Raw genomic sequence first — 20,205 nt, forward strand, 5'->3', positions numbered from 1 at the left:
GCTTGTTATTATTAAATTTTGTATAAGATTATTATTATTTATTTGAATTATCTTTTAAAGAATACAACTTTACTGTTTACGCCATCTGCAACAATTAATTTATCGCATACATAAGCCAGCCCCCAAGACGATGGATAAACGGCATTGCTTGATATTGTTTTTACCTCTTCGGCAGTATTTGAGGTATTAAAATTCCATTTTTTTACTTTTGAAACCGAGTTTTCTACACAAGTAAAATACACCGCTTGCTCACTTTTTACATAAATAATATCTAATGGTGTAAAATTTATATTTAATGTTTTACTTAATGTTGCAGTTGTTCCGTTGAGGTTGTACATGTTTATTTTTTTTGAATGCAAATCGGTTGTAAACATTTTACCATCTCCAACTGCCACCCCAAGAGCCTGCTCTTTTTCTTGACTTGAGCCTTGTATTTCGGTCATTGTACGGCTGGCCGATGTTGGTTGGGTTACTTTTACTACCGATGCTGGAAACACTTGATTACTGGTACATTCATTACAGTGCAGATTTTCGCACATAATATACAAATCATTGTTTTCGTCAAAATTAATGCCTCTTGCGTTCCATGGATTACTTAATGATGTTGGGTTTACTTTATTGGCCATAACCATAAAGGCATTTTGGGTGTTCCAATTATCTGATTTCATAAAATAAACAATCTTGTTATCAACCGTGCTCGATACATACAAATTTTGATCTGCATCAAAGGCTATTGCCTCTGGATTATATACAAAATGGGTTTTATTGGGTTGATTACCGTTATAAAAATCGCCAAATTTTTCCCATATTTTTACTTTTCCTATTTGTTTTCCATTATCTATTTTATGAATGTAGGAAACAGCAAATCCACCTGATCTGCCATAAGCTATACCACAAACATAGTGTTCTGTTTCATTTTGAGTAATGTCTTTATTTGGCATATCTAGTAAGATACAACTCAAATTATGAATGGCACTTGGTCTTGCTATTTTTTCAATATAAACTTTTGATAAGTCCTTTTTATATTTCATTGCATTTTTTGGTGCTGGAGCGTCTTGTGCATTTGAAATTTGTACCGATGATATGGCTACTAAAAGCAGCATTATTTTAAAAATTGATTTCATAATGTTTGAGTTTATTTGAGTTTAATTAATTTCTTCCTTTTGGTGCTAAACCATTGTTTAAGTTTGGGATTTTAAAAGTAGTGATGCCATCTCCACCATAAGTAGTATATATCACTGAAAATAAAGCTTGATGTTGAGAAATCAATAAACTTCTACCATCGCAGGGTATAGTAACGCCAACATCATTAATTAAACCACCACCATTATTAGCATGCATAACAATGGCACCCAAAGTATTTGCACTAGCACCAGTTGAATAATTGGGAAAATCTCCTTGAGCAACTATATAAAATTTCACGCCAATATCTGATAGCATTTTTGTCCAACTAGCACTTGTCCCATCGGTGGTTAATGCTTTACCAGCTTGATTAGTTTGAGTAGGGACTCCGTTTTTGGCATACATTGCAAAGGGTACACTCAACAATTGGGTTGTTGATGTGATGGTATAATTGGATCCGCCAGTGGGGTCGGTTTCTGTTTTAATAAAATAAGGACCATTCCCCCAGTTGATGGCTACAAAATCGCCAGAAACAAAACCACCATCGCCAATTGTTAAACTTACCAAGCCATTGGCATTGGTAGCGGCCGTTTGGGTTTGGGTATAAACAGACGTTCCTGTTGCAGTTCCTTGTAAAATGGATATTCTAATTCCTACATTGGCATTTGAAACCAAAGCATTACTACTATTTCTAATGACCGCCTGATAACTCATTTTTTCTGGAGCTTGGGCGTTTCCTTTTAGAAAAAAGAGGAAAGAAAAAAGAATAAAGATTTTTCTTGCGGATGTGTATAATTTTATTGTCATAAGATATTATTTTTTAATGATTTTAAAAGATTTAGTTAAATTGTTTTCTGCTTGAATGAGCAAAATATAATTACCTGTTTGATACAAACTCATGTCAATTTGATCTTCTTGCACCCATTCGGGAGAAGTAAAAAGCAGCTTTCGGGAAATATCAAATAGTTGGTATTGAAACTTTTTATTTGTAAGATTGTTTTTGATAAACAACACGTTTGTTGTTGGGTTTGGATAGGTGCTAAACTCTAAACTGATTGCAGGAATGTCGTCTGTTCCAAGCGTAAAAATTTCATAAGGCTGTTGCACACCTTGCAAAACCGAACCTCCAGAACCAGTAGCCGTTACATAGTCTATCTGACCAATGGTAAAGCTTACTTTGCCTTGGCTGCTTGTTGCTTCTCCGCCTCCAGCATTTACAGATTGCTGTGCATTTCCTTCCAGAAAAAAGAGGAAAGAAAATAGAAAAAAGAGTATTTTTGTTTTCATATTTTTTTACTTTAATAATATATTTTAATAATTGTCCAAGTATTGCTGGAATTATTAGTTACATTCTGATAAGCTCTATTGATGTTACTCTTAACTGTATCAAAAGTCCCTGAGTTTTGCACATCATCTCATGATTTTTACTTACTAAATTACAGAACAAAAGTGCTATTCTTTTTTATAAGAATAAGATGAGAATTATTAAACTGCAACTTTCAATAATTGAAATACGAAAAAATAAAAAAAACTCCTTCGCCATTTGGAAAAGGAGTTCGAGTCAGTTGAATGAGAATAAATTATACTTTTTTAAATAAACTTAAAAATTCTTGTTTTTTATTTCGGCTTAATGCAATGTTTTTTCCATCTTGCATAATGATTTCACCTCCTTCGCCCCGAATGTATTGTTTAATAAATTTCAAATTGATAATATGCGATTTATGTGCTCTAAAAAACAAAGAATTGTCTTGTAAAACTTCTTCAAAATTAATCATCGTTTTGCTTGCCAAATGCTTGGTTTTGTCATTCATAATAATGTAGGTATAACAACTACTGGCTTCTAGATACATAATTTCGTCAATTTTTACAAAATGCAATCCATCTTGTGTAGAAAGTGCCATGGTATCTTGCATTTTACCATTGATAAACTGATGTAAATGTTTCAGCTGGTCTTTGGTAAGGTTTAATTCTTGGGCATTAAATTTTTCTAAAACCTGCTCAATATCTTTTTGGTCAATGGGTTTTAATAAATAGTCCAAAGCATTTATTTTCAATGCTTTAATGGCATATTGATCATAAGCAGTAGTAAACACCACTTTGAACGGGAGATGTGTAAATTGTGCTAACAAATCAAAACCATTTAAAACAGGCATTTCTATGTCTAAAAAAATAATATCCGGAAGGTGCTTCTCTATTAATTCTTTCGCTTTGGTGCTGTCTTGTGTGGTTGCAACAATAGAAACATTTTCCATATCGGCTAATATGTGTTCTAATGTGATGATACAATGTTTTTCGTCGTCTATGATTAATACTTTAGTCATCATAATATATTTGAAGTTCTACTTTAGTTCCTTTTATTTCATTATTTTCTGTCAAATCAGTAATTTTATAACTGTTTTTTGAATTGACTAATTGCAATCGATTGATGGTAATATCAATACCATACGATTTATGTTTTAATTGCTCTTTTTTTAATAAAGCTGCTGCTTTTCTGCCAATTCCATCATCTATTATTGCTATTGTTATAGCATTTTCATTTGTTTCTTGAATTTCAATTTTTAATAATCCTTTGTTGGGTTTATTATTTAACCCATGCCAAATTGCGTTTTCTGCAAAAGGCTGAATAATTAATGGTGGAATTTTCATATTTTCTAGTTCAATATTTTTATCAATCAAAATTTCATAATCAAATTGATGATCTAATCGTACCGCTTCAATTTCTAAATACATTTTTAGCGTATTGAGTTCTTTTTCTAAAGTGATGCTTTCATACCTAGAATTTTCTAAAATATTTCGCATTAATTTAGAAAAAGTTGTTAAATAACCGCTTGCTTCTCGGCTTTTTTGTTGTATAATAAAGCTATTAATTGAATTTAAGGAATTAAACAAAAAATGCGGATTCATTTGAGAACGAAGGGTTTGCATTTCGCTATCAGAAATTTTTCTTTTCAATTTTCCTTTCTCTTTTTCTTGATTTACCAAATATCTATTGATTAAAAATGCAGTAAGTAAAATAAATAGGATCATTAGTGTAATAAACCAATTGGTGTAATAAAAAGGAGGTGTAATTTCTAAATTTAAGTGCAACTCTTTTCTTTGGAAATGGCCTAAATTATCCCCAGCTTGAATGGTTAAACCATATTTTCCCGATGACAATTTAATCAAGGACAGCTTAGGAATTGACCCTAAATAATGCCATTTTTTTTCATAATCAAATTTATATCTGTAAATTATTTTTTCTTTTTCTGAGAACGAAAGGGTAGAAAAAAATAAATCCAATGACGTATAATCATAATTAAGTTTAATATTTAGGTTTGGGTTTGAAATTATTTTCCCATCTATATTCACAGAGGTTAATTCGAGTTTATTGATCAATTGGGTTTCTAATATATTATCTAAATCAATGATTTGAACTCTAAAATCGGTGCCAATTGCTAATTTATTGTTTTTGAGGAGTTTAAAACCATTGGTTATGTCGTTACTTGCTAATCCATCCACTTGTGTTAATCTTACAACTTTATTAGTTTTAGTATTATAATGATACAAACCTTCGGCACTACCAAACCAAACATGTCCTTTTTTATCTTTTTCAATTCCAACGATATGATGGTTTACTACATGATGTTTAAGTATATCAAAGGTTTCTATTATTTTTCCTTCTTGCGTTACTTGGTTCCAACCGCCATAACCAGAAAAAAGCAAGGTATTGTCTTTTTGAACTGAAATATTGATGTAATATTCTGTTATAAATTTAGCATTGTTTTTAAATTGTTTTAAATCGTTGATTTGCACAAATGAATGGCTTTCTTCATTAAAAAACCAGATGCCAAAACCTTTTGGCGTCCAGCTTGCTAACCAAATTTTTCCTTTATTATCTACTGTAATGTCATTAAAAGTATTATCAATACCAAAATGAGTATCGTTTTTAACAAAATCATTTTTTTTATGCAACGATATAAAATCAAAAACTTCTATTTTGCCTTTTTCAGGCATAAGCCATAGCTGGTTTTTATCGTCAAGTTCAATCTTTTTTACATTGTATTTAGTAGTAATTATTTTTTTAAATAAATTATTTTTTAATAAAAAAATACCTGTATTGGTTGCAATAATCAAGTTGGTTTTTTTGTATAAAATAGTATTGCAAATGGTATTTTTGGGTAATAAAAATGTATTATAAACTTTATTTTTGTATAAATAAATGATGTTCGATTGGTTGCTAAACCAAATATTTCCGTTTGGGTCTTCTTCTATTGTATTTATTGTTTTTAGGTTGTCATTTGGAATAATAAGATTTTCAATTGCATTGTAATTGTTATTCAATTTGATCAAGCCATTGATTGTTGAAACCCATATTTGCTTGGTTTCTTTATCAAAATAAACATGATTGATAAAATAATTGGAAGTATAAATGGTGTTTGTTTTTTTGGTTTGAATATTATAAGTCAAAATTTCGTTTGATGAGTACAAAATGATTTCCTGATTATTAGAAATATCTTTAGCAATAGAGTAATAAAAATTTGATCTTTTACTAATTTTTATACTACTCGTTTTATTTGTATCAATATTATAGTCTATTAAATTACCATCAGAGGTAAGGAAATAAGCTGTTTTGTTTATTAAAATAGAAGAAAGTATGCTTTTATTAAAGATTAAATGAGGATGTTTTTTTAATCTTCCAGTGGTGTTATCCCATATAAAAACACCTTTATGACAACTAATCCACACTTCGTTTTTATTAGGCTCAAAATAAGATGCTTGTATGACATTATCTGTTCTAAATTTATCAATTAAAAAAGTATGTTTTTTATGGGTTTTTTGATTAAAAAAATGAATATAATTAATTTCTGAATACCAAATTTTTTTGTCATGATCCAAGTATAAATAATCATATCGATTATTGTTTGGATCTGTGTCTTGAAAATTAATAGGCACTAATTTTGTAGGTTTGCTATATATCGAATTCATTTTTTGAATACCAATACCATCTTCAAAAAAATAAATTTGTTTGTTTGATAAAAGTAAATTTGAAGAAATATTTTTTGTATAAATATTATTCGTAAATTTAAATCCATCGTATATTGAAATCCCTCGTTGATTGGAAACGTAAAGGTAATTCCTAAAAGTAATAGTCGAAAAAATAGTATTTGATAGTAATTCGTCTGTAGGTTTTATGGATTCTACTTTATAACTATTCTGTCCTAATAAAATATGAAATTTTAGTAAGAGAAATGAAATTAGTAGTATTACTTTCTTTTTTTGCATATAAATAAAATGTAAATTTATAAAAAAAACTTTTTACTTTGGATAGAATTTATTGAGTTGAGACAAATAATTAGTGTATTGTAAATTATAAACATAATGGAAATTACACCTGGGGCTAGTTTGAATCTATAGATTGATTGTCTATTGATGAGCAAATCATTTTTAATGAAACAATTTGGCATAATTTAGTTTCAAACCAACAAAAAAACACTATTTTTGAAAACCTATTTTCCAAAAAAGAAAAACTTTTTTATCATTCAAAATCAACAATTTAGCTATGTATTTAATTTTCGATACTGAAACAACTGGTTTACCAAAGCGTTGGGGAGCACCAATTTCTGATACAGACAATTGGCCAAGATGCGTTCAAATAGCGTGGCAATTGCATGACGAGATGGGTAAAATACTCGAACACCAAGATTTTTTGATAGCTCCAGACGGTTTTGACATTCCGTATGATGCCGAAAAAGTGCATGGAATTTCAACAGCTTTAGCCCAACAACAAGGGGTGCCTCTTGCTGTTGTGCTAGAACATTTTAATGTTGCTTTAAGCAAAGCCCAGTTTATTGTTGGTCAAAATCTAGGTTTTGATGTCAATATTATGGGTTGCGAATTTTATCGTGCGGGTATCACCTCGCCAATGAGTAGTATGCCAATTTTAGACACTTGTACCGAAACCACCGCAGCGTTACTCAAACTACCAGGAGGCCGTGGCGGCAAGTTCAAGTTGCCCACTTTAACAGAGTTGCACCAATATTTATTTCAAACACCTTTTGGCGAAGCACACAATGCAACTGCCGATGTGGAGGCTACTGCCCGTTGTTTTTTTGAATTAATCCGTAGGGAAATTTTTACCAAAGAAGAGCTCGAAGTTGAAGTAGGCTATTTTCGAGATTTTCAAAATTATAATACGACCGAAATTGCAGCGCTTGGACTCAAACACCTTAATTTAAAAGAAGCATCGGAAGCTATTAGACAGGCACAAGGAGGCACAAAAGCTCAAGTAGTTTCTAAACAAACCCTGTCTGAAAATACAAAAATTTTAGCCGATATCCCGTTTGTTCATTTACACAATCATACCCAATTTTCGGTTTTGCAATCTACTATTAGCATACCTGCACTTGTCAAAGCGGCTGCAGCCCAAAAAATGCCCGCAGTAGCCATGACAGACCATAATAATTTGATGGGGGCTTTTCATTTTGTAAGAGATATTTTGGCACATAATAAATCAGCCGAAAGCAAGAATAAAGCGGCTCTCGAAAATGGCGAAATGCCAACAGAGGTTATCATGAAACCAATTGTAGGTTGCGAATTTTATGTGTGCGATGACCATCTAAACAAAAGTGTCAAAGACAATGGTTTTCAAATAGTGTTATTGGCCAAAAATAAAAAAGGCTATCACAATTTAGCCAAATTATCGTCTATTGCATTTACAGAGGGTTTTTATTACGTGCCTCGAATTGATAAAAAATTGATTCAAAAATACAAAGAAGACCTAATTGTATTGACAGGAAATTTATATGGCGAAGTGCCAAGCAAAATTTTGAATGTGGGCGAAAACCAAGCAGAAGAGGCCCTAATATGGTGGAAAAACGAGTTTCAAAACGATTTGTATGTCGAATTGATGCGGCACAATCAAGAAGACGAAAATAGAGTCAACGAAACCCTAATCAAACTGGCTCGTAAACACGACATCAAACTGGTTGCTACAAACAACACCTTTTATATAGAAAAAGAAAATGCCAATGCACACGATATTTTATTGTGTGTGCGTGATGGCGAAAAACAATCTTCGCCAATTGGAAGGGGTAGGGGCTATCGATTTGGATTGCCCAACCAAGAATATTATTTTAAGTCTTCGGACGAAATGAAAAAATTGTTTGCAGATTTGCCCGAAGCTATTGCAAATATTCAGGAAATAGTTGATAAGATAGAAATATACAATCTGGCCAGAGAAGTATTGTTGCCAAAGTTTGAAATTCCAACAGCGTTTTTGGTGCCAGAAGATCAAATGGATGGAGGCAAAAGGGGCGAAAACCAATATTTGAGGCACCTTACTTATGAAGGAGCCAAATTAAGGTATGCCGAAATTACCGATGAGGTTCGAGATAGACTCGATTTTGAACTTATGACAATAGAAAATTCGGGTTATCCAGGTTATTTTTTGATTGTTCAGGATTTTATCGCAGCAGCTCGAGAAATGGGGGTTTCTGTTGGTCCAGGAAGGGGGTCGGCAGCTGGGTCGGTTGTGGCTTATTGCTTAAAAATTACCAATATCGACCCACTCAAATACAACTTACTTTTTGAACGTTTCCTAAACCCCGATCGTGTGTCGTTGCCCGATATTGATATCGATTTTGACGACGAAGGCCGCAGCAGCGTGATGGACTATGTAATCAAAAAATACGGTTCAAAACAAGTAGCTCAAATTATTACTTACGGAAAAATGGCAACCAAATCGGCCATTCGAGACACGGCACGAGTATTGGATTTGCCCTTGTTTGAAGCCGATAAAATTGCCAAACTAATTCCAGGCATGATGCCCTCAAAATGGAATTTGGCTCGCTTTTTAAAGGAAGACGAAGCGGCCATCAAAAAAGCACTTCGACCAGAAGAGTTTGACAAAATCAAAGAGCTTATCGGACTCTCCAATAACAACGATTTGGGTGGCGAAACCATTCAACAGGCTAAAATTTTGGAAGGTAACCTTCGAAACACAGGAATACATGCTTGTGGGGTTATTATTACACCAGACGATATTACAAATTTTGTACCCGTTTCTACAGCCAAAGATTCTGATTTGTATGTAACTCAATTTGATAACTCGGTTGTAGAAAGTGCTGGCTTGCTCAAAATGGATTTCTTGGGTTTGAAAACCCTTACTTTAATAAAAGATACCGTAAAATTAATCAAATATCGAACAGGAAAAGACATCAATCCTGATGATTTTCCTATAGATGATTTGAAAACGTATGAATTATTTCAAAGAGGCGAAACCGTTGGTATTTTTCAATATGAAAGTCCTGGTATGCAAAAATACATGAAGGAATTAAAACCAACCGTTTTTCCCGATTTGATTGCCATGAACGCCTTGTATAGACCAGGTCCAATTGCTTACATACCCAGTTTTATCAAGCGTAAAAATGGCGAAGAACCTATTGTATATGATTTGGATGACTGCGAAGAATTGCTCAAAGATACTTATGGAATCACGGTATATCAGGAGCAAGTAATGCTTTTGTCTCAAAAATTGGCCGACTTTTCAAAGGGGGATGCCGATGTATTGAGAAAGGCAATGGGAAAAAAAATGATTGATGTTTTGGCCAAAATGGAACCTAAATTCATCAGCCAAGCCATGGCAAAAGGGCATGCGAAAGACAAACTAGAAAAAATTTGGAACGACTGGAAAGCCTTTGCCGAATATGCTTTCAACAAATCGCACTCTACTTGTTATGCTTGGGTGGCTTATCAAACGGCATACTTGAAAGCCAATTATCCTGCAGAATATATGGCCGCAGTACTGTCTAATAACATGAACGACATCAAACAGGTTTCGTTTTTTATGGAAGAGTGTAAGCGAATGGGGCTTCAAGTTTTAGGACCCGATGTAAATGAAAGTTTTTATAAATTTACAGTAAACGAAAATTATGCCATCCGTTTTGGAATGGGAGCCATAAAAGGGGTAGGCATGAATGCCGTTCAAACCATAGTCGAAAACAGAAAAAAAGGCCGTTACAAATCTATTTTTGATTTAGCCAAAAGAATTGATTTGAGGGCTGCAAACAAAAAAGCTTTTGAAAACCTAGCACTTTCTGGCGGATTCGATTCTTTTGAAGGGGTTACTCGAGCACAGTATTTTCAAGACGAAGGCGATGGTGTAGCATTTTATGAAAAAGCCATGCGATTTGGTGCCAAAGCACAAGACAACGAAAATGCTTCTCAAGTAAGTCTTTTTGGCGATTCTAGCGATATGGCTATTGCAGAACCCGCTATACCAACGTGTGAAGATTGGAGTACAATGGAAAAATTAGCTAAAGAAAAAGATGTAGTGGGTATTTATATTTCGGGACATCCGCTGGACGATTTTAAATTTGAAATGCAATATTTTTGTAATTCAAAGTTTGAAACCCTACGAAATTTAGACCAGCATCTCAATAAACAACTTACTTTTGGAGGTATTATCTCCAATGTGCAACACAAAACAACCAAAAACGGTAAAGGATGGGGCATTTTTTCGTTGGAAGGGTATGACGAAAGTTATGAATTTAAAATATTTGGCGAAGAGTATCTAAAATTCAGACATTTTTTTATCCCAAACAATTTTACATTTATCAAAATTTCAGTAAAAGAAGGTTGGACCAACAAAGAAACAGGTGCAAAAGCCGAACCTCGAATCCAGTTTTTGGCCGTTCAATACCTTCAAGATGTATTGTCGAGTTTTGCAAAAAAAATTATTATATATTTGAATATCAAAGAATTAAACGAAAAAATTATTCAAAGTTTGTGGCAAATCATTCAAAATAATCAAGGCGACAATACGATTGCTTTTGAAGTATTAGAAATGGAAACCGTCAAAACTATAGTAGAAATAACTTCAGATAATTTAGATACCACAGATGATGACGAGGTAGTTGTAGAAGACGAAGCAGCAGATGACGATGATGTTATATTGATTCCTACAAAAACTACTACAACCAAAGAAGTAGAAGAGGTTAAAGTAATAACAAAATTAGACATGAATAGTCGCAAAATAAAAATCAATATTTCGAGCAACTTATTGAGTGAGTTAGAAAAACTACAAGTCAATTTCAAACTAAATTAATAAAAAATCCCTTTCTGATATTGAAAGGGATTTTTTATATTGATATGTTGATATTTTTTACAAATGATTTTCAATCAACCATTTTTCTACAATTTCGTTAAACTCTTGTGGGTGTTCCATCATGGCTGCATGTCCACATTTGTCTATCCAATACAAAGAGGCGTTTGGCATTAGTTTATGAAACTCTTCGGCTACACTTGGTGGTGTAACGGCATCATTTTTGCCCCAAATCAAGCAAGTTTTTACGTGCATTTTTGGCAAGTCTTTTGCCATATTGTGTCTGATGGCACTTTTGGCAATCGTAAGGGTTTTGATCACTTTGATACGATCGTTTACAACGGCAAATACTTCATCTACAATTTCTTTGGTGGCTATTTTTGGGTCATAAAAAACAGCTTCGGCCTTTTTTTGAATATACTCATAGTCGCCACGTTTTGGATAGCTATCGCCCATAGCACTTTCATAAAGTCCTGAACTTCCTGTAATGACAAGCCCAGCCACTTTTTCGGGATACATTTTTGTATGATACAAAGCAATATGCCCTCCTAAAGAATTTCCTAATAAAATTACCCGATCTAATTTTTTGAAAGTGATAAAGTCTTTCACATATTTTGCAAACGCTTTTACATTTGTTTTCAACAAATTTTGAGTATATAAAGGCAATTCTGGAATAATGACACGATAGCCTTTGGCTGAAAAATGCTGGGCTACTTGATCAAAATTACTCAATCCGCCCATCAAACCATGCAAAATAACAATTGGTGCTCCTTCACCCGCTTCATAAAAACGGTACCTTCCTTCTTTTTTAAAGTGTTCTTCCATTCAAAAGTGCTTTATTTTCAATTTTCACAAATATAAGACTTTATTAAGAAATAAAAATTTTCAAATTATTTTTTTTCTATTTTTTATTCACAATTTCAAAATGCAAACCATTGTTTTAAGTATAATTTTATAATATTTTAATATGTAAAGTTTTGATTTATGTTTTTTAATGGTGTTTAAAAAGTGCCAGCTTCAATTCAAAACCACATAATGCAATGTTAAAATACCATATTTTGTTGCAAAAGTGGCGTTACGGGTCAAAACTTATTAACAAAGTGTATTTATGTGGTGGTTTGTGGATTTTATTTTATTAATTTTGCTGAATATCTTTAATTTGCAAAAAAAAGTGGAGTCCATCATCGGAACGTATGAGTGTAAAATCGACAACAAAGGTCGTATTATTTTGCCCAATGCCCTAAAAAAGCAATTGGCAAGCACTCTTGCAGATGGATTTGTACTCAAACGGTCGGTATTTCAAACGTGTTTAGAGTTGTATCCTATGGCAGAATTTAACAAAATGATGCAAAAAATCAACAAATTAAACAAGTTTAGTGCCGATAACAATAACTTTATTCGCCGTTTTTCGGCAGGTGTCAAAATGATTGACATCGATGGATTGGGCAGGTTGCTTATTCCAAAGGATTTATTGGTTTTTGGTCAATTTTCAAAAGAGATTGTACTGTCTTCTGCTGTAAATATTATAGAAATATGGGATAAAGATTTGTACGAAAAAGCAATAGACGATTCGGTGTCTGATTTTGCAAAACTAGCACAAGAAGTAATGAGCAATTTAAACGAATAATCAATGGAATATCATAACCCTGTTTTACTTCATCCATCAATAGACGGACTCAACATAAAGCCCAACGGCATTTATGTGGACATCACTTTTGGCGGTGGCGGTCATTCCAAAGAAATTTTAAATAGGCTAGGCCCAAACGGGAAATTGTTTGCTTTTGATCAAGATCAAGATGCGTTGGCCAATGCCATTGATGATGAACGTTTGACATTGATACCCGAAAATTTTAAATTCATAAAAAGATTTTTACGCTTTTATGGTGTCAAGGAAGTAGATGGGATTTTAGGCGATTTAGGGGTTTCGTCTCATCAATTTGATGTGCCAGAAAGAGGGTTTTCTACTCGTTTTGATGCCATTTTGGACATGAGAATGAATCAAAAAAGCGACTTAACTGCATACACAATTGTAAATGAATATACCGAAAATGCTTTGAAACAGCTTTTTGCTACTTATGGAGAGCTAACGAATGCGGGTATATTAGCCAAAACGATTGTAGAAGCTCGAGCAATTGAACCCATAAAAAACACGGAACAATTGAAAATGGTGTTGGGCAAATTTTTGCCAAGTCATAAAAGCCATAAAATTTTAGCACAAATATATCAAGCCATTCGGATTGAAGTCAATCAAGAAATTGAAGTTTTGAAAGAATTTTTAGAACAATCACTTGAAATCTTAAAACCCCAATCGGGCAGATTGAGTATCATTTCGTATCATTCGTTGGAAGACAGATTGGTAAAACGATTTATGAAAAACGGCATTTTTGAGGGCGAACCCGAGAAAGATTTTTTTGGAAATAGTCATTTGCCATTCAAAAATATTGGTAAATTGATAATTCCAGATTTTTTGGAAATCAAACAAAATAATAGGGCCAGAAGTGCCAAATTGCGGATAGCAGAAAAAAAGTAAAGCACCATGAACGAAGGAATTTATAGCATATTAAAAGCAAGATTTTTAATCAATGAAGATGCCAATGCTACAAAAAATTGGCGTTTTATTGCATTTTTGATTGTTTTGGCTCTAATCATGATTGCCAATACACAACGATTTGAACAAAAGGTTTTTAAAATTATTGATTTGTCAAACGAGGTAAAAGAGTTGCGTTCGGAATTTGTCGATAGACGTTCGGAGTTGATGAAACTTAAAATGGAATCGACCATTTCTAAAAAAATGGAGCAGAAACAAATTTTTCCAGCAACTGTTCCGCCCGTAAAAATTCAAGTTGAAGAACAAGAGGATAAAGGTTTTTTTTCTAAATTATGGAAATAGAAGATAAAAATATTAGAAATAGAATGTACATAGTTGCCTTATTGGTCGTGATGATATCAATAGGCATTGTGTACAAAATTTTCTATATCCAATGGATCAAGGGCAGCTATTATAGAGAGTTGGCCAAGGAAAGAACCGTAAAATTGTTTGTAATTCCTGCCAATAAAGGCAATATTTATTCGGCAGATGGCAGTTTGTTAGCCACGTCTATCCCTAATTATACCATTCGTTTTGATGCATTGGCTCCAAAAGCAACTGTTTTTGAGGCCAATGTCAAAGGGCTTGCAGATGCTTTGGCTCGATTGCTCAACAAAAATGGCAACGATGTAGAAACCATGCTTCGCAATGCTCGAACAGATAAAAACAGGTATTTGTTGGTGGCTTCAAATTTGAGTTTTTCTGATTATATGAAGGTTAAAAAATTTCCATTATTTGAATTGGGAGCTTATAAAGGAGGTATCATTGTAGAACAAAAAACAGTAAGAGAACACCCCATTGGCGAAATTGCAGAACGAACCATTGGATACCAACGATTTGACCATGATGGGGAACTGTTGAAAGTGGGTATTGAAGGGGCTTTTGGGAATTATTTGAACGGGAAAGACGGTAAAATTTTAAAACAAAAAATAGCAAAAGGCCAATGGAAACCTATTAGAGATGTCAATGAAATAGACCCTGTAGATGGCTATGATGTCATTTCGACTATAGATGTTTATATTCAGGATATAGCCCACCATGCCTTGCTCAAGCAATTGGAATTATATGAAGCAGACCACGGGTGTGTAGTGGTTATGGAAACCCAAACGGGACATGTAAAAGCCATTTCAAATTTAGGTAGAGCCTCGGACGGCAGTTATTTTGAAAGCATCAATTATGCCATTGCCGAATCGCACGAGCCAGGTTCTACATATAAATTAGCTGATATGATGACGCTTTTGGAAGATAAAAAAGTAGATACGAGTAAAATTTTTGATACACATGGAGGTGAAATCAGTTTTAGAGGTAAAAAAGTAAGAGATTCTCATGAGGGCGGGTATGGTAAAATTAGTCTGGCGGAGGGTTTTGAATTGTCGTCCAATACGGTAATGGTACAAGCGGTTTATAGTAATTATAAGAACAATCCTTGGCAATATATAGACCATTTGTTGGCCTACGGATTGAACAAAAAATTGAACTTACCTTTTCAGGGTGAAGGCAAACCCTATTTGCCACAACCCAACGAAAAAAGTTGGTCACATTTGTCTTTGCCTTGGATGGCTTTTGGATATGGCGTGTCTATTACACCTTTGCAAACCTTAACTTATTATAATGCAGTGGCAAACAATGGTGTAATGATCAAGCCAATGTTTGTGTCGGAAATTAAAGAATGGGATAATTCAATTAAAAAATTTGATACGGAAATTATCAATCCTAAAATATGTTCAGACGAAACATTAAAAATTTTAAAAGTATTATTGCAAAACGTTGTAAAAAAAGGGACTGCTGCTGCCTTATATTCCAAGGATTTTTCGATGGCTGGCAAAACAGGAACGGCTCAAGTAAATTATTCTAAAAACGGTGGTCAAAATAAATATTATGCTTCGTCGTTTGTGGGCTATTTTCCTGCCGAAAACCCAAAGTATTCTTGTATAGTGGTTATTCATAAACCCAATACAAAAGGCAATAATTATTATGGAGCTGATGTAGCGGGGCCTGTTTTTAAAAGAATTGCTCAAAAAATATTTACAGATGCACCAATAACCAATACTGTAAAAACAATTGACAAACCTATTGAAAAACAAAACAATAGCTACGAAAAATATTTTAAAAAATTAGAAAATAAACCTAAAAAAATCCCAAATTTAGCAGGAATGCCTGGTATGGATGCCGTTGCATTGTTGGGCAATTTGGGGCTTAAAGTTCGAATAGTAGGAGTAGGAAAAGTCAAACATCAATCGATAGCACCAGGAGCAGCAATTGTAAAAAATACCACAATAACACTTGAATTGTCATGAAATTGTTAAATAAAATATTAGAAAATGTAAAAATCGACAGTTTAATTGGTGTTGATGAGGTGTCAATTGAACAAATAGTATTTGATTCAAGAAAAATAGCCGCAAACGATTTGTTTGTAGCCATAAGAGGGAGTTTGTCAAACGGGCATTCGTTTATTGACAAAGCCATTCAAATGGGGGCTATTGCTATTGTATGCGATGTTTTTCCTGATCAATTAGTTTCAAATATTACTTATATCAAAGTGCCTGATACTAATGAGGCCATGGCCATAATGGCGGCTAATTATTATGAAAAACCTTCAGAAAAATTAAAATTAGTTGGTATTACGGGCACAAATGGCAAAACCACTATCGCAACTTTATTATACCAATTGTTTCAAAAAGCTGGTTATAAGGTAGGTTTGCTTTCAACAGTAAAAATTATGGTCGATCAGCAGGAGTACAAAGCCACACACACCACGCCAGATTCTATTACGATCAATAAGTATTTACATGAAATGGTTTCTCGGGGTGTTACCCACTGTTTTATGGAGGTAAGTTCGCACGGTATCCATCAAAAACGTACAGAGGGCCTGTGCTTTGAAGGGGGTGTTTTTACCAATTTGACCCATGATCATTTGGATTACCATCAATCATTTGCAGAATATAGAGATGTTAAGAAAGCCTTTTTCGATCATTTGCCACAAAAAGCATTTGCATTAACCAATATCGATGACAAAAATGGTGCTGTAATGTTGCAAAACACCAAAGCCCAAAAACGCAGTTATTCTCTTAAAACTTTGGCTGATTATAAAGCTCAAATACTTGAAAATCAATTAGCTGGATTGTTACTTACTATTAATGATAATGAAGTATGGGTACGCTTGATAGGTACTTTTAATGCTTATAATGTGTTAGCCATTTTTGGTACTGCAAGCGCTTTGGGCTTAGACAAAATGGAAACATTAAGAATCTTGTCTGAATTAGAAAGTGTTTCGGGACGATTTCAATATATGATTTCGGCAAATCAAATAACGGCCATTGTAGATTATGCTCACACGCCCGATGCCTTGGAAAATGTATTGAAAACCATTAACGATATTCGTACAAAAAACGAAAAATTATTTACAATTGTAGGTTGTGGAGGCGACAGGGATACTACCAAACGCCCGTTGATGGCCCAAATAGCTACTGCAATGAGCGATACCGTTTTTATAACTTCTGATAATCCAAGAACAGAAGACCCTCAAAGCATCATCGAAGCCATGGAAAAAGGGGTGGCTCCACAGCATTTTAATAAATTCATGTCTATTTTAGACAGAAAACAAGCCATCAAAACTGCTTGTAATTTTGCAAAACCTGGCGATATTATACTTATTGCGGGCAAAGGACACGAAACATATCAAGAAATTATGGGTGTTAAATACGATTTTGACGATATGAAAATAGTCTCAGAATTTTTAAAATAAATGAAGAATTTAAACTAAAAACCAATTAAACCACAAAACTATGCTTTATTATTTATTTGAATATTTAGATAAAACACTCAACGTACCAGGAACGGGAGTATTTCAGTATATTACTTTTCGATCGGCTTTGGCCTTTATCATGTCATTGGTATTTTCTACAGTTTATGGCAAGAGAATTATTACCTTTTTGAGAAACCAACAAGTAGGCGAAACGGTTAGAGAATTAGGCTTGGAAGGTCAAACACAAAAAGCAGGAACACCTACTATGGGCGGACTGATTATCATTTTAGCTACATTAATCCCCGTGTTATTATTCACAAAACTTAATAATATATATATAGTTTTATTAATTGTTACAACATTGTGGATGGGAACTATTGGTTTTGTAGATGATTATATCAAAATATTTAAAAAAGATAAAGAAGGGTTGAAAGGTAAATTCAAGGTTTTAGGACAAGTAGGACTAGGTCTTATTGTGGGGTCAGTATTGTATTTTCATCCTAATGTAACCATTAGAAATGATTTTAAAAGTCCCAAAATTAGTTATTCCACAACACAAAGCGACGTTAGAACTGCGGCTGTTTATGAAAAATCAACCGCAACTACTATTCCTTTTTTCAAAAACAACGAATTTGATTATGCGGAAATTCTTTCTTTTTTAGGAGACGGATATCAAAAATGGGCATGGCTCATATTTATTCCTGTGGTGATATTTATCATAACAGCCGTTTCAAATGGAGCCAATCTTACAGATGGAATTGATGGGTTGGCAGCAGGCACCTCGGCCATTTCGGTTTCTGCTTTAGGCTTGTTTACATTTGTATCTGGAAATATTATTTTTTCTAATTATTTGAATATCATGTATATACCTGAATCTGGGGAAATGACCGTTTTTATAGCCGCTTTTGCGGGGGCATTAATTGGTTTTTTATGGTACAATTCCTATCCAGCTTCGGTGTTTATGGGCGACACGGGTAGTTTGACTATTGGTGGTATTATTGCAGTTTTAGCAATCGCAGTAAGAAAAGAGATGTTAATTCCGTTGTTGTGCGGTATATTTTTAGCCGAAAATTTTTCAGTAGTCTTACAGGTTGGTTATTTTAAATATACCAAAAAACGTTTTGGCGAAGGGCGTAGAATTTTTTTAATGTCGCCATTGCATCACCATTATCAGAAAAAAGGCTATCATGAAAGTAAAATTGTAACTCGATTTTGGGTTGTAGCCATCATTTTAGCTACTTTGTCGATTGTTACTTTAAAATTAAGGTAAATTTATATAAAAAAATATAAATCATGAAAAAATTAGTAATTTTAGGAGGAGGTGAAAGCGGTGTTGGTACAGCTATATTAGGAAAGCAAAAAGGGTTTGATGTTTTTTTGTCTGATTTTGGTAAAATCAAAGAAAATTACAAAGAAATACTTATAATAAATAAAATTCCTTTTGAAGATGGCGGACATACTGAAAGCAAGGTACTACAGGCCGACGTGGTGATGAAGAGTCCTGGAATACCAGATAAAGCCCCAATTATTAAGGCTTTAAAAGAAAAAAATGTTTTGATTGTTTCTGAAATAGAATTTGCAATTGGTTATACAAATGCGAAAACAATTGGAATTACAGGCTCTAACGGTAAAACCACCACCACATTACTAACCTACCATATTTTGAAAAAAGCAGGTTTAAATGTGGGATTGGCAGGCAATATTGGAAAAAGTTTTGCTTGGCAAGTTGCAGAAAATCAGTTCGATTATTATGTATTGGAGTTAAGTAGCTTTCAGTTAGATGGCATTGTAAACTATCGGCCAGATATTGCCATTATTACGAATATAAGTCCTGATCATTTGGACCGATATGATTATAATTATGATAATTATATTGCTTCAAAATTTAGAATAACCAAAAATCAAACGAAAACCGATTGCTTGATATTTGATGCCGATGATTTGGCCATTCAAAACTGGCTTTCAAAACATACAACCAAAGCACAATTAATACCTTTTTCGCTAACCAAAACATTTGAAAACGGTGCATTTATAAAAGACAATATGATGAACATAAATTTAGATAACGATCATTTTTCGTTGAGTATTGAAGAAATTTCTTTGCAAGGAAACCACAATTTAAAAAATGCTATGGGAGCATCTGCTGTGGCTAATATGTTGAATATCAGAAAGAAAACTATTAGAGAAAGCATGTTTGACTTTGAAGGGGTAGAACATCGATTGGAACCCGTAAAAAAAGTGGATCAAGTTCAATACATCAACGACAGCAAGGCCACCAATGTCAATTCGGTATTTTTTGCGCTTCAAAGCATCAAAAATCCTATCATTTGGCTTGTGGGCGGCGAAGATAAAGGCAATGATTATGCCGAATTGATGCCACTTGTAAGAGAAAAAGTGAAAGCCATTGTTTGTATTGGAAAAGACAATCGGAAAATTATCGATTTTTTTGGCGATGTAGTAGATGATATTGTTGAAACCAATAAAATGTCTGATGCAGTAAAACAAGCACAACAATTTTCAGAAAAAGGCGATGTGGTTTTATTGGCTCCAGCTTGTGCTAGTTTTGATTTGTTTATAAATTATGAAGACAGAGGAAAACAATTTAAAGAAGCCGTACATCAATTATAATTTTTTTAATTTATAAATAAAAACTAACAAATTATTAAAAAT

Annotated in this window: 14 protein-coding genes; 8 read left to right on the forward strand and 6 right to left on the reverse strand. The window is 33.4% G+C overall.

Annotated features, from left to right (window positions below; genetic code table 11):
- Nucleotides 1–47: 47 nt before the first annotated feature.
- From FBFL15_RS03520 to FBFL15_RS03540, 5 genes are all read right to left on the reverse strand, one after another.
- Nucleotides 48–1,124, reverse strand: a complete 1,077-nt coding sequence (locus FBFL15_RS03520) for an NHL repeat-containing protein (RefSeq protein ID WP_014083285.1) — start codon at nt 1,122–1,124, stop codon at nt 48–50.
- A gap of 25 nt (nt 1,125–1,149) precedes the next feature.
- On the reverse strand, nt 1,150–1,929 hold the full coding sequence (locus FBFL15_RS16755) for a tail fiber protein (RefSeq protein ID WP_014083286.1): 780 nt from the start codon (nt 1,927–1,929) through the stop codon (nt 1,150–1,152).
- Nucleotides 1,930–1,935: 6 nt separating this feature from the next.
- Nucleotides 1,936–2,409 carry a T9SS type A sorting domain-containing protein gene (locus FBFL15_RS03530; protein ID WP_014083287.1) on the reverse strand — a complete coding sequence of 158 codons (474 nt, stop codon included), beginning with the start codon at nt 2,407–2,409 and terminating at the stop codon, nt 1,936–1,938.
- Between the two features lie 293 nt (nt 2,410–2,702).
- Nucleotides 2,703–3,446, reverse strand: coding sequence for a LytR/AlgR family response regulator transcription factor (locus tag FBFL15_RS03535; RefSeq protein ID WP_231847488.1), 744 nt, complete (start codon nt 3,444–3,446; stop codon nt 2,703–2,705).
- The gene (locus FBFL15_RS03540; RefSeq protein WP_014083289.1) at nt 3,436–6,384 is read right to left on the reverse strand and encodes a sensor histidine kinase; all 2,949 of its coding nucleotides are present in this window, start codon (nt 6,382–6,384) and stop codon (nt 3,436–3,438) included. The genes FBFL15_RS03535 and FBFL15_RS03540 overlap by 11 nt, the downstream gene beginning before the upstream one ends.
- Before the next feature lie 277 nt (nt 6,385–6,661).
- Between FBFL15_RS03540 and dnaE the strand changes: the two genes are divergently transcribed.
- Nucleotides 6,662–11,206, forward strand: a complete 4,545-nt coding sequence (gene dnaE, locus FBFL15_RS03545; RefSeq protein WP_014083290.1) for a DNA polymerase III subunit alpha — start codon at nt 6,662–6,664, stop codon at nt 11,204–11,206.
- A 57-nt stretch (nt 11,207–11,263) separates the two neighbouring features.
- Here the strand turns inward: dnaE and FBFL15_RS03550 are convergent, their stop codons facing one another.
- Nucleotides 11,264–12,028 carry an alpha/beta fold hydrolase gene (locus FBFL15_RS03550; protein WP_014083291.1) on the reverse strand — a complete coding sequence of 255 codons (765 nt, stop codon included), beginning with the start codon at nt 12,026–12,028 and terminating at the stop codon, nt 11,264–11,266.
- Nucleotides 12,029–12,374: 346 nt separating this feature from the next.
- Here FBFL15_RS03550 and mraZ point away from each other — a divergent pair, with 346 nt between their 5' ends.
- Genes mraZ through murD form a run of 7 tightly spaced genes read left to right on the forward strand, consistent with a single transcriptional unit; the run spans nt 12,375 to nt 20,163 of the window.
- A complete protein-coding gene (gene mraZ / locus FBFL15_RS03555) occupies nt 12,375–12,830 on the forward strand; it encodes a division/cell wall cluster transcriptional repressor MraZ (RefSeq protein ID WP_014083292.1) in 456 nt (151 codons plus the stop codon).
- Nucleotides 12,831–12,833: 3 nt separating this feature from the next.
- On the forward strand, nt 12,834–13,733 hold the full coding sequence (gene rsmH / locus FBFL15_RS03560; RefSeq protein ID WP_014083293.1) for a 16S rRNA (cytosine(1402)-N(4))-methyltransferase RsmH: 900 nt from the start codon (nt 12,834–12,836) through the stop codon (nt 13,731–13,733).
- Nucleotides 13,734–13,739: 6 nt separating this feature from the next.
- Complete coding sequence (locus FBFL15_RS03565) at nt 13,740–14,093, forward strand: FtsL-like putative cell division protein (protein WP_014083294.1); 354 nt, start codon at nt 13,740–13,742, stop codon at nt 14,091–14,093.
- The gene (locus FBFL15_RS03570) at nt 14,084–16,087 is read left to right on the forward strand and encodes a penicillin-binding protein (RefSeq protein WP_014083295.1); all 2,004 of its coding nucleotides are present in this window, start codon (nt 14,084–14,086) and stop codon (nt 16,085–16,087) included. The genes FBFL15_RS03565 and FBFL15_RS03570 overlap by 10 nt, the downstream gene beginning before the upstream one ends.
- On the forward strand, nt 16,084–17,535 hold the full coding sequence (locus FBFL15_RS03575) for a UDP-N-acetylmuramoyl-L-alanyl-D-glutamate--2,6-diaminopimelate ligase (RefSeq protein ID WP_014083296.1): 1,452 nt from the start codon (nt 16,084–16,086) through the stop codon (nt 17,533–17,535). Before FBFL15_RS03570 ends, FBFL15_RS03575 begins: the two co-directional genes overlap by 4 nt.
- A gap of 40 nt (nt 17,536–17,575) precedes the next feature.
- Complete coding sequence (mraY, locus tag FBFL15_RS03580; RefSeq protein WP_014083297.1) at nt 17,576–18,805, forward strand: phospho-N-acetylmuramoyl-pentapeptide-transferase; 1,230 nt, start codon at nt 17,576–17,578, stop codon at nt 18,803–18,805.
- A 23-nt stretch (nt 18,806–18,828) separates the two neighbouring features.
- On the forward strand, nt 18,829–20,163 hold the full coding sequence (gene murD / locus FBFL15_RS03585) for a UDP-N-acetylmuramoyl-L-alanine--D-glutamate ligase (protein WP_014083298.1): 1,335 nt from the start codon (nt 18,829–18,831) through the stop codon (nt 20,161–20,163).
- The last annotated feature ends 42 nt before the right edge of the window (nt 20,164–20,205 follow it).

It is taken from the genome of Flavobacterium branchiophilum FL-15 (genome assembly GCF_000253275.1).
Taxonomy (GTDB): Bacteria; Bacteroidota; Bacteroidia; order Flavobacteriales; family Flavobacteriaceae; genus Flavobacterium; species Flavobacterium branchiophilum.